Consider the following 11,540-nt stretch of genomic DNA (forward strand, 5'->3'; position numbering starts at 1 on the left):
ACAGATGGCTCCCCTTCTCAATCTGAGAATCTAGCTACATCAATACTCTCAGGACTTTTCTGCACCACTAAGGTCCCAGAGTGGCAATAATTGTACTAATCAGTACCTTGAAGAAAGTTCGTAGCCTCTGCCTCAGAGCCTCTGGCTGACGGATTTCTAGAGCCTGGCGGAGGTTCTGTCCAATTCATCCTGCCACAGATTAGCAACCTCTTCTCGACTGATGCCGTAATCCTGAGCGTCTTCATCCGTGACGGTAAGCAGTACTCTGGGCTGAAAAAAAGGGGCTTTCTGCAAACAATACAGGAAAGCCATTGACGGTGTTGATAACGACATTCAGGCTCCCCGGATAAATCACTGCTTCACTAGACCAGGTACTCGGTAAAACTCGCTGTAGGTTACTTTCAATCTGACTGGCTCTCACTTCTATCGGTACTTGAGGACCTGGATCACTGCGATTTATTACCGTTGGCGAGGCAATTCTAAACAGAGTTTTGCCATCTAGTTTGACCGATGCCGTCTCTAAGGTGCCTTGTTGCTCGATTCCCGCGGGTAAGGTGTGATTGCTGGGGGGTACAAGAGGCGGCATCTGGGCCACCGCCGAGGATGGCAAACTGGCGATGTTGATCAGCAACAGCAAAGTTATCCCAAGCGATACCAAGAGGAGATATCGACCGAAGGCGACATGTTTCAGTTTGATCAGACCAGGGCATATCCGGTTGCCGAGCTTTGGGAAATGTGGGGGAACGTATCGCGGGAAGTAACTCACTGGATGAATCCGATCAGCAAAGCAGCAATGGTCAGATAAATAAAAGTCCCTGATGTATTAATCGCAAGGAACGTGAACGGTGCTGAAATGCGACTAATCCTAATACCTAAACAGTAAAGTATGGCGTGTCGACGCTTTCAGTGATGTCAACTTACTGAACTGGAATTAATCATGTTGCACCTGCTAAATTGCCGCGAGGAGCCAGCCAATATAATTGAGCAGCAAAGCCCCACCGTGATTAGCTGGCGATCGAAGAATTGATTCGTTTTAGATGAATTTGCACATGAGCCTTGAAATGAATTCATGAATCTTTAAATAAGTTAGCCAATCGTGTTGAATAGATCGTCAGAAATGTCGGCCATGAGTGTGCTTAGAAATGCATCAGTCCATCGCTGAAAACTCACAATCATGTCATTTCACTATTCTGTTATTTGTGAGACTATAGGGCAATACTTATTCTGAAACATTAGGGAATTGAGGGCAGATATAATCATCTTTTCAGAGCAGTCTGGCCAGAAGGCTGAGTAGCTTCAATAGCTTAGCCCTTAAAAGTAGGAAAATTATATGAAAATAACAGTTCCAGGCTTGCCACTGCGGCTATACGTTGCCCCAGCCATGTTGAGAATATTGTCGGCAACCGTAATGGGCATCGCGATCGCGACGCCCAGCTTTGGTGCAGAGCAAGTTAAATTCCGGGTTGGTTTCTTTAGTCGTACCTTACCCGTTGCTTCCCTTGTCACCTTTGCTGAAGATGGCACTGTCGACGAACATCTGAGCCCTTTTCTTGGCAATCTAGACGACGAAACTTTAACCACTCTGCAAATGGCCCTGGTGACCTCTAGGTCTGAAGATCCCATTGCCTTTTCTCAAAAACTGTATTCTCCGATGGGGACTCGGCTACTGCAGTCGACGGGTTTAACCATTCGGACAGGCAGTGGACGCAACGGCCAAATTGCCCTCAGATCGGCCCTGAGCCAGGCTATGCATGAACCCGGAGGCGGCTCTCTTATCGATGTTCTGCGCTTGTTTCCGACTGAGAGTGTCACGGTTGATCTGTTACGGGTCTTAGCGATCCGACGTCAGCTACAGCGGGCGATCGCAGAGACAGATACATTTATGGAAGCAGTCGCCACACAATCCGCCCTCACCGCTGAGAATCATCCGATAGATTATGCGGACTTACCTGATTTGCGCGATCGCGGTCCCTATCCGGTGCGATTTATCCCGCTCGATTTGGTAGATGACGCTAGAAATCGTCCTGTTCCGGCGGATTTGTTTTTGCCTGAGGTGCCGAATGCCGATGCGGGAACAGTCCCCATAATCGTCTTTTCCCATGGTTTGGGCCATAGCCGAGTCTATTTCAGAGACGTGGCCGAGCATGTAGCGTCCTATGGCTTTGCAGTCGCGATGCCTGAACATGTGGGCAGCAACGAAACTCAAAAACATGAGTTAGAGGCGTGGCTAGCCGATGAATTTTTTCAGCGTCGGGAGTTTATTGATCGACCTCAAGATGTCTCGTTTTTACTCGATGAACTGAGTCGGCTCAACGATAGCCAGTGGAATCGACAACTCAACACTCAGTCAGTGGGAGCGATCGGTCATTCGTTTGGCGGATACACCGTACTGGCTAACGCAGGGGCCACAGTTGATTTTGCCTGGTTGCAAGAGCAATGCAACCCTGATGCAGTATTTGTTTCTAACATCTCCAAACTGCTGCAGTGCCGAGCGCTTGAATTAGCAAACTCTCCCCAAGATGTCGCCATGCTGAGCCAAGGCGGGTTAAAGGATGAACGCATTAAATTAGTCATGGCTTTTAACACGGTCAGCAATTTATTTGGCCAGAGTGGTGCAGCCCAGATTCAGGTTCCCACCTTAATTGCCGGAGGGGTGTATGACTATGTGACTCCAGTCATTCCAGAGCAAGCTGACACCTTTAAATGGTTAACCACCCCCGACAAATACTTTTTGTTGGTAGATCAAAAGGCTCATAGTGCAGAGTCAACTCGCGCGTTGATGCAATTTGTCTACCCTATTGAAGCAAACTTGGATCTCGAACTGGCCGAAGCTTGGCTGAGAAGTAACTACAGAGCCCTAATAGTTGCTTTTGCCCAAACTCACCTTGCTAACCGTGATGAATATCGTCCCTACCTAGAAGCATCCTACGTTAATTACATTAGCCAGCCACCTTTCTCAATGCACCTGATCCGCGACTGGCCAGAACCATTGACATCTGAGAATAACTGATACTGAAGCTGGTTGATCGCTGTGCCTTTGAGGTTAAAAATTAGCAGTAGTCTCTCTTTCAGAATCTATCACGAAAGCACTGATGGATGATAGGTTTAGGAGCTTGAGACTAATAGTTTTTAGGCGACAGAAAATTTAGGCAGGTAACTAATATTACTCCTTGGGTCAAAAGAATTACCAGATGATTCTCAGCAATTAATCAACTGGGTTCTCGATACTATGAGTTTCATATTTTCTTGTTCTACGCTTCTTTCTAAGGAATTGAGGTATCGCTAAACCACTTGCTGATTGCCTAGTCAAGAATACCTCTGACCTTCCCCCTGCCATTTATACAAGGGGTTGTCTATGGCGATTCAGTCCATTCTATTGATCGAACATGAGATCGGCCTTCGAGAGGTTTTAGGTGCTTGCCTAAAAGAGCTTGGCGGTTGGGATGTGATGCTTTCAAGCTCCATTAGAGAAGGGATTCTTATGTGCGAGCAGCAAAGACCCAATTTGATTTTGGTTGACACCTCAACCCCGGAAATGGATGCTTTGCTGTTCATTGAGCAGTTGAAAACTCATTCTCATGATCAATCCATTCCTATTTTGCTGATTTCATCAAGAGCCCGTCTTTTCACACCCGAACAGCTCAGTGAAATGGGGTTTGCCGGGGCAATTACTAAGCCATTTAATCCATTCACATTGCCTCAATATATTACCCGCTTGATGAAATGGGATGAGGCTGCTCCCTAGGTTCACGTCTAGCTAGAGAGTTAGGGATTGCCGTGATTGCCAGCCCTGTTTTGATTGGCTCTTGTTGATTAGAAAGTTTGAATAAGCTACTGGAGAATCTGATGTCTACCTTAACGGTTTGGAAATTCAATAGTGCGGATGGGGCCGAGAAGGTTCTGGATAAGCTACAGAGTCTGCAAAAACAAGAAATTATCAAAGTTATGGATGCCGCGATCGTGTTCTGGCCGGAGGGACGGAAAAAGCCGAAAACCTATCAGGCTGTCAATACCGTCGGTGTCGGTGCCTTAGGGGGTGCCTTCTGGGGCATGTTATTCGGGCTGATTTTTCTCGTTCCCTTGTTCGGCATGATTGTGGGGGCGACGACTGGAGCCCTCTCGGGAAAATTTACTGACTATGGCATTAACGACGAATTCATTAAAGAAGTGCGGGGCAAGGTGACTGAGGGAACCTCGGCGCTGTTCTTGCTGACGGGACCAGTCACAGTTGACAAGGTAAAGGACGCTTTTGCTCCTGAAGAGCGGGGCGAGCTCGTGCAGTCCAACCTGACGGCTGAGCAAGAAGCCAAGTTGAAAGAGGATTTTGGCGCAGATCTTTAGATGCAGTGAATTAAGCCCGGGCAATATTTCTGGGACGCCACTTGGGTTGAGGGCATCAGAATCTGGCGCTGTTGGTAAGCGTATTCTCGGTTTTGGCCGCGATCGCCCCATGCCCTATCGGTCCTGCCCTGATCGCCCAGCGCTTGGAGACTAAGAATATGTTGTAAACCCAGTCCAAGTTGAAAACTGGAGTTTTACATGTTCGGGAAAACCTCACCTCACCGCTCCTTGGTCAGGAGAGGTGCCGCAGGCGGTGAGATTCGAGCAGTGGCTAAAACTTCACTTCTGAATCTGGATGAGGTTTAACTACCCTGAGAGGCCTTGCGATCGGGGGAGTATAGCCCTTGCGATGTGCTCTCGGACGACAGTTTGACGCGCCTTTTGAGAATTAGAGCGGTTTAAGACTGATTTCGTATCTGTCCAAATCAATACGGAGTAGATTATGGCTTCACCGCAAGACTATAGCTCAGCTATAGGCCCGGCTGATAGCTCTAACCAGGAGAAGCAGACCCTTTCGGTATGGGCGCTGACGGCTTTGGTCGTAGGCTCGATGGTGGGCGCTGGCATTTTCACCCTGCCGGGTCGCTTTGCCCGTGCAACAGGGGTCATGGGCGCACTGATCGCCTGGCTGATTGCCGGTGTGGGGATGCTGATGCTGGCGTTCGTTTTTCAAAATCTGGCTCAGCGCAAGCCCGATCTCAATTCCGGGGTATTCATTTATGCGAAAGCCGGATTTGGCAATTACATCGGCTTCCTCGCGGCCTTGGCGTTTTGGTCTAGCACTTGCGTCGGCAACGTCTCTTACTTTGTCCTCATCAAATCGACCCTGGGAGAGTTTTTCCCAGTGTTTGGCGACGGCGACACCGTTGCCGCAGTGATTGGGTCATCCATCATCATTTGGCTGTTCCACTTCATGATTTTGCGCGGCGTACAACAGGCCGCCGGCGTCAACACCATTGTGACGATCGCCAAAATTGTGCCGATTGTCACCTTTGTCTTTATCCTGCTGTTTGCGTTTAACTTTGACGTGTTTACCGCCAATTTTCTGGGGGGGCAGGGCTACGACGAGCCACTCTGGGCGCAGGTGCGCGACACGATGCTGGTGACGGTGTTCGTGTTCATCGGTATTGAGGGGGCTAGCATCTATTCTCGCTATGCCGAAAAGCGCTCAGATGTGGGACTCGCAACCATCTTAGGCTTTGTTGGAGTGCTGGCCTTGCTGATCATGGTGACCCTATTGCCCTATGGGTTGCTGCCTCGGGCAGAACTAGCCGAACTGCGTAATCCTTCCATGGCGGGAGCACTGGAGGTAGTGGTTGGTCGCTGGGGCAACATCTTTATCAGTCTGGGTCTCTTGATCTCGGTTTTGGGGGCCTTTCTTGCTTGGACCTTGTTTGCTGCGGAGGTGCCGTTTATGGCTGCCAAAAGCAACCTCATGCCTAACTTCCTTTACCGCGAGAATGCTCAAAAAGTCCCCGCCGTATCTCTATGGATGACCAATATCGTGGTGCAGGGGTTTTTAATTGTCACGCTGTTTGCTGACAATGCCTTTGACCTGGCGCTGGAACTGACCAGTGCGATGTCCCTCATCCCCTATTTGACGGTAGCCGCTTTCGCCTTAAAGCTAGCGCTAACCCGCGAAACCTATGAACGTGACGATTCCACCCGCTATCGCGAAATGATCATCGCGATAGTCGCCACCGCCTACGCCATTCTCATGCTCGTGGCGGGGGGGCTGGATAAGCTGCTGCTGGCGGCCTTGATTTTAGTTCCCGGCACCATCCTATTTTTCCTCGCCCGGCGGGAGCAGCAGTTGCGGATCTTTACCCCGGTGGAATGGTTTGTATTCACGGTAGCGGCGATCGCCGCCATCACCGCCTTAGTCGGCCTGATTTCGGGACAAATTGCCTTTTAGGGCCTGCCCGACACCCCATTAATGATCCCTATTCAAGAGGAAACCATGACCGCTACTACGTCTTCGCCCGCTAAAACCAAACCCTATGGCGTTCACTCCGAAGTGGGCAAATTGCACAAAGTGATGGTCTGCTCGCCAGGGCTAGCCCACTCGCGGCTGACCCCCAGCAACAACGATGAATTGCTATTTGACGATGTGCTGTGGGTCGATATGGCCAAGCGCGACCATGCCGACTTTGTGCTGAAGATGCGCGATCGCGGCATCGATGTCGTCGAAATGCATCAAATGCTCGCCGAAACCGTCGCCATTCCTGACGCCAAACAGTGGATTCTCGACCAGCGCATGGTGCCGAATGAGGTGGGGTTAGGGTTAGTCGACGATGTCCGCGCCTTTTTAGATGAGCTGCCCCCCGCCAAATTGGCTGAGTATCTCATTGGCGGCCTGGCCGTTTACGACATGCCCGGCGACTTTGGCAGCGAACTGCTGAAGCTCGCCCAAGCCAACGATGGCTATACTGGCTATCTGCTGCCCCCCTTGCCCAATACCCTTTACACCCGTGACACCACTTGTTGGATTTATGGCGGCGTGACCCTCAACCCGCTGTACTGGCCCGCTCGTCATGAGGAGACCATTCTCACCACCTCGATCTATAAGTTTCACCCCGATTTTGTCGACGCTGACTTTGACATCTGGTGGGGCGACCCGACCCAATATCACGGGGCGGCCACCTTTGAAGGCGGCGATGTCATGCCCATTGGCAAGGGAACCGTGCTCGTCGGCATGAGCGAGCGCACTTCACATCAAGCGATTACGCAGGTGGCCGCTAATCTGTTTGCCAAGGGAGGCGCTGAGCGGGTAATTGTGGCGGGTATGCCCAAGCTGCGATCGGCCATGCACCTGGATACGGTATTTACGTTCTGCGATCGCGACCTCGTCACCCTCTTCCCCCCCATCATGGATCAGGTGGTGACTTTCTCCATTTACCCCAGTGACAAAGCTCCTGGCTACGAAATCGTCAAAGAAGATCAGTCTTTTGTCGAGGTCGTGGCTGCCGCCTTGGGTCTAAAGAAACTGCGAGTAGTCGAAACGGGCGGCAATGCCTATCAAGAACAGCGCCAGCAGTGGGATAGCGGCAACAACGCCGTCTGCCTGGAACCCGGCGTTGTCATCATGTATGACCGCAACACCGTCACCAACACCGCCCTGCGCAAAGAAGGCATCGAAGTGGTCACCATTGTCGGGGCCGAACTCGGGCGCGGGCGCGGCGGCGGTCACTGCATGACCTGTCCCATCATCCGCGACGCCGTGGACTACTAATTGCTGGGAGATGATGAATTCCCTGCTGATCGGGATCAGAACCGTTAATCGAGTCTCCGATACAGGCTATCGACTGGCCTCAACCCGATCAGCTTTATTTAGATCGAAAGGAAACCCACCATGATTACTCGCCACGATTTGCAAGCGCTACAGTCAATGACTAGCGTGCCCGCCCTGTCGATTTTGCTGCCCACCCACCGCCACTTTCCCGACAACAAAAAAGATCCGATTCGAGTGAAAAATCTGGTCGATGAAGCCACGACCCGACTGAGCCAAGAATTTGCTGACCGCGACATCGCCCCCTTGCTGGCGCGACTAGAAACGCTGGTGGCCGACATTAACTACAACCACACCCTGGATGGGTTGGTCTTATTTGTCAGCCATGATTTCGCCAAAAAGTTTTATGTGCCCTTTTACGTGCCCGAGCGCGTCATCATTGATCAAACCTTTGCCACGCGCGATTTGCTGTATGGCATGCACCGCACCCTGCGCTACTGGGTCTTCCTCTTGAGTCAAAACGCCACTCGCTTGCTCGCCGGTACTGGGGAAGCGCTGGAAGAGGTGTTCGACGAAAATTTTCCGATGCAAATGACGGGGCCTGCCGCCACGGCACCGATTCCCTATGAGGCGGATACAGCCTATGTGGACGATCGCCATCGCCGTTTTTTCCAACAGGTCGATCGCGCCTTTGCCACCTATAGCCAGCCCAGCTCCGAGCATTTACCGCTGGTGATCGGCGGCGTCAAGCGGCAGATTTCCTTTTTTCAAGAAGTGTCGGAGTACAAAGGCGATATCGCCGGAACCCTGACCGGTAGCTTTGACCGGGCCACGATCGCCGAACTCACCTCCGATATTTGGGCGATCGCTCAAACGATGCGCCAACAGCGCCACGACGACGCCCTCAAACAGTTGGATATCGCCATGGGCCAGCAAAAAGTCGTATCCGCCATCGAAGAAGTATGGCGACTCGCTAATGATGGTCGCGGCAAACTGCTGTTAGTCGAAAAGAACTATCACGTACCGGCGATCGTCACCGACAACGGCGGTCTCAAAGTCGTCGAAACCCCTGGCGGCACCGACGTGATGGACGACGCAGTGGATGAAATCATCGAAGCCGTTTTGCTGAAAGGCGGCGAAGTCGAACTTATGGATGACGGCGAACTTGCCCAACATCAAAAAATTGCCCTCATCCTGCGATATTGAGCCCGAAATCACGCTTTCCGGAGCAACTGTTATGCCTTTAGGCCCCGTCGAAATCATCTGCATCAGGTTTCCTGAAACGGCTATTACCGACAACATCGCCCTGAAACTCAAAGATTTGGTCGATCACCAAACGATTCGCATCATCGATATTCTGTTTATCCGCAAAAGCATCACCGGCGCAGTCACCGCCGCCGAGCTTGATGAGATGGCAGACGTTGATCACAGTCTTTTGGATACTGCCATCGCCGAAATTTCCGGCCTCATTTCCGAAGAAGATGTGGCTGACATTGCGCAACAGCTCGACCCCGATTCCTTTGCCGCTGTGATGCTGTTTGAAAATACCTGGGCCACCCAATTTCGCGATGCCGTTTTGCAGGCCAATGGTCAACTTTTGCTGAGCGATCGCATCCCCCATAGCGTCATCGAAGCCGCCACCACCGTCAAGCACGCATAGCAAAATTCAAAAGGCAAAATTCAAAAGGCAAAAGTGAATCCCTCGGGCACGAAGCTTCTGGCATTTCAAAGTCCCCGAACCGATCAGCGACTTGCCATCCCCCTAACTCGAAACCCACCCAGCCACCCAGCCACCCCGCTACCCTCATACCCATTCACCCCAAGGAGCCACCCATGCCCAGAAACCGCCGCAGTCCTGGCTTACTCCGCAGTACCGCTCGCACCGCTGCCCGCACAGCCGTGATTGCGGGTACCGCCACCGCCACCAGCAACGCCGTCCATAACCGCATGAACCCACAGGCCAACTCAAGCACAGTTGCTCAACCCCAACCAGCCCAAGTGGCCTATGTGCCTCAGCCCGTCGCGCAGCCGGGGCCAGCCGCTGCCGCCCCGGCTGATCTCGTCGCGCAGTTGGCCCAACTCGCCGAATTAAAAGCCGTCGGGGCGCTCACCGAAGACGAGTTTCAGCAAGCTAAATCTAAGCTTCTGGTCTAATCCCCATTCTGCAAGCTAGCGCTACCGATCGCAGATCCCCCGCTGTCGCCGCCCCCTTAATCAAGGGGCTTTACACAACCTGGATTGGATTACCTCCTTGATCCAGGAGGGGTGAGGGGATCGGTTCGAAAAGCGGTGGAGTCGAACCTCAGAGAACTGGTATAAGTTTCCGCATTCTTCAAAATCTCGTAGTTGGTCCCCATCAGCCCGCTGATCGCCCGCTTTCTGCCCCTCCCCAACCTCAATTAGGAGTCAGGTAAGTCCTATGACCGGTCAACCGCCTTCGTCACCGCGCCCGATCCGCGAGCCTTCGTTTTTAGACGCCATCATTCCCTTGGTGATACTGATTTTGATGATCGGCGGCTCGGTTTACTTATTTGGGTTAACCGCGATCGATGGGCCAGTGCAAGTTGCCCTCATCCTCAGCGCTATGGCGGCCTCGCTCATCATTCTCAAAAATGGGCATCCCTGGAGTGCAATCAGTGCCTCTGGGGGGCGGGCGATCGCCTCAATTAACAGCGCCATCTTTATTCTGCTAGCGGTCGGTGCATTGATCGGCACCTGGAATATGGCCGGTACGATTCCGACCCTGGTGTTTTACGGCATTCAAATTCTTCAGCCCAGTTGGTTTTATCTGGCGACAGGCATCATCTGTGGGATTGTTGCCAGTGCGATCGGCAGTTCGTGGACAACCGTGGGCACCATTGGCGTCGGTTTAGTCGGCATTGCCTCACTGCTGGGCGTTTCGCCGGTAGTGACCGCTGGGGCAGTGATCTCAGGTGGCTACTTTGGTGACAAAACCTCCCCCTTATCAGAAACGACGGTGCTCAGTGCCCAGTTAGCCGGAGTCGATATTTACACTCACATTCGGGCCCAACTTTGGACTTCCGGCCCCGCATTTATTCTCGCGCTCATCGTGTTTGCCATTATCGGCAGTCAAACAGAGGTGGTCGAAGGCATTGAAACCGTCACGGATTTGGCCCAGCTCGACCAAATTTTTTGGATTACCCCCCTCGCCCTAATCCCCCTGTTGATACTGGGTATCCTCTCATTTCGCAAGGTTCCGGCCCCCCTAGCGATCATGCTAGCGGCTCTGGTAGGCGGTCTCACGGCCATCATTCTGCAGCCGCAGGTTGTTATCCGATTTGTCGATGAGCCCGATTTGGCGACACCGATAGTATTTATCAAAGGCGTATGGCTGGCGATGGCAAACGGCTATCAGGAAAACTCTGGCATCGCTGACATCGACCGACTGCTATCTCGCGGCGGCATGGATAGCATGCTCTATACGCTTTGGATCATTATCGGGGCGGTGACGTTTGGCACCTTAATGGAAGAATTTGGCTTGCTTGCTAAGCTGATTAACCCAGTGCTGATGCGGGCCGAAACCACTGGCAAGTTATTTCTAACCATTGTGTGTACTGCGATCGGACTGAATATTTTTGCGGGCGATCAATACATTGCCTTGGTCCTGCCAGTGCGGATCTTTAAGGTGGAATTTCAGAAACGGGGCTTGCAGCCGCAAAACCTCTCTCGCGTGGCCGCCGATGCCGGCACCGTCACCTCGCCGTTGGTCCCGTGGAATTCCTGCGGGGCATTTATGGCCGCCACATTGGGCGTGCCGACGTTTCTTTATTTGCCCTACTGCATCTTCAACATTGCCAGCCCGCTGCTGTCGCTGGGCTATGGCATTACTGGTTTTAAAATCGAAAAAATTCCTGCGGTCCCTCTGCATGAGACTTAGAGGGTGTTTGAAAAGTTCTCTTGCCAAGGTTTTGCTACCTGGGACACCTAGAAACACGACGACAAAAGAAGC

Annotated in this window: 9 protein-coding genes; all 9 read left to right on the forward strand. The window is 52.1% G+C overall.

Translation table 11 applies throughout. The features are described 5' to 3' along the window. The first annotated feature begins 1,330 nt into the window (after positions 1-1,330). The 9 genes from JUK32_RS17100 to nhaC all read left to right on the forward strand — a co-directional run bounded on the left by JUK32_RS17100 (position 1,331) and on the right by nhaC (position 11,468). The gene (locus JUK32_RS17100) at positions 1,331-3,010 is read left to right on the forward strand and encodes an alpha/beta hydrolase (RefSeq protein ID WP_204140074.1); all 1,680 of its coding nucleotides are present in this window, start codon (positions 1,331-1,333) and stop codon (positions 3,008-3,010) included. Between the two features lie 345 nt (positions 3,011-3,355). Further along, positions 3,356-3,745, forward strand: a complete 390-nt coding sequence (locus tag JUK32_RS17105) for a response regulator (protein WP_204140075.1) — start codon at positions 3,356-3,358, stop codon at positions 3,743-3,745. Between the two features lie 101 nt (positions 3,746-3,846). Continuing rightward, the gene (locus JUK32_RS17110; RefSeq protein ID WP_204140076.1) at positions 3,847-4,341 is read left to right on the forward strand and encodes a DUF1269 domain-containing protein; all 495 of its coding nucleotides are present in this window, start codon (positions 3,847-3,849) and stop codon (positions 4,339-4,341) included. A 442-nt stretch (positions 4,342-4,783) separates the two neighbouring features. Beyond that, a complete protein-coding gene (locus JUK32_RS17115; RefSeq protein ID WP_204140077.1) occupies positions 4,784-6,256 on the forward strand; it encodes a basic amino acid/polyamine antiporter in 1,473 nt (490 codons plus the stop codon). Positions 6,257-6,301: 45 nt separating this feature from the next. Beyond that, on the forward strand, positions 6,302-7,573 hold the full coding sequence (gene arcA, locus JUK32_RS17120; protein ID WP_204140078.1) for an arginine deiminase: 1,272 nt from the start codon (positions 6,302-6,304) through the stop codon (positions 7,571-7,573). Positions 7,574-7,693: 120 nt separating this feature from the next. Continuing rightward, positions 7,694-8,776, forward strand: a complete 1,083-nt coding sequence (locus JUK32_RS17125; protein WP_204140079.1) for a hypothetical protein — start codon at positions 7,694-7,696, stop codon at positions 8,774-8,776. A 31-nt stretch (positions 8,777-8,807) separates the two neighbouring features. Continuing rightward, the gene (locus tag JUK32_RS17130) at positions 8,808-9,230 is read left to right on the forward strand and encodes a DUF6325 family protein (RefSeq protein WP_204140080.1); all 423 of its coding nucleotides are present in this window, start codon (positions 8,808-8,810) and stop codon (positions 9,228-9,230) included. A 173-nt stretch (positions 9,231-9,403) separates the two neighbouring features. Next, positions 9,404-9,724 carry an SHOCT domain-containing protein gene (locus JUK32_RS17135; RefSeq protein WP_204140081.1) on the forward strand — a complete coding sequence of 107 codons (321 nt, stop codon included), beginning with the start codon at positions 9,404-9,406 and terminating at the stop codon, positions 9,722-9,724. A gap of 265 nt (positions 9,725-9,989) precedes the next feature. Beyond that, entirely contained in the window at positions 9,990-11,468 is a 1,479-nt protein-coding gene (gene nhaC, locus JUK32_RS17140; protein ID WP_204140082.1) for a Na+/H+ antiporter NhaC, read from the forward strand. The last annotated feature ends 72 nt before the right edge of the window (positions 11,469-11,540 follow it).

The organism is Halomicronema sp. CCY15110 (assembly GCF_016888165.1).
Classification (GTDB): Bacteria; Cyanobacteriota; Cyanobacteriia; order Phormidesmidales; family Phormidesmidaceae; genus Halomicronema.

Coding starts and splice junctions, on each gene's coding strand:
- JUK32_RS17110 (WP_204140076.1), top strand. CDS start 3,847: ATGTCTACCTTAACGGTTTGGAAATTCAATAGTGCGGATGGGGCCGAG.
- JUK32_RS17125 (WP_204140079.1), top strand. CDS start 7,694: ATGATTACTCGCCACGATTTGCAAGCGCTACAGTCAATGACTAGCGTG.
- JUK32_RS17100 (WP_204140074.1), top strand. CDS start 1,331: ATGAAAATAACAGTTCCAGGCTTGCCACTGCGGCTATACGTTGCCCCA.
- nhaC (WP_204140082.1), top strand. CDS start 9,990: ATGACCGGTCAACCGCCTTCGTCACCGCGCCCGATCCGCGAGCCTTCG.
- JUK32_RS17130 (WP_204140080.1), top strand. CDS start 8,808: ATGCCTTTAGGCCCCGTCGAAATCATCTGCATCAGGTTTCCTGAAACG.
- JUK32_RS17135 (WP_204140081.1), top strand. CDS start 9,404: ATGCCCAGAAACCGCCGCAGTCCTGGCTTACTCCGCAGTACCGCTCGC.
- JUK32_RS17105 (WP_204140075.1), top strand. CDS start 3,356: ATGGCGATTCAGTCCATTCTATTGATCGAACATGAGATCGGCCTTCGA.
- arcA (WP_204140078.1), top strand. CDS start 6,302: ATGACCGCTACTACGTCTTCGCCCGCTAAAACCAAACCCTATGGCGTT.
- JUK32_RS17115 (WP_204140077.1), top strand. CDS start 4,784: ATGGCTTCACCGCAAGACTATAGCTCAGCTATAGGCCCGGCTGATAGC.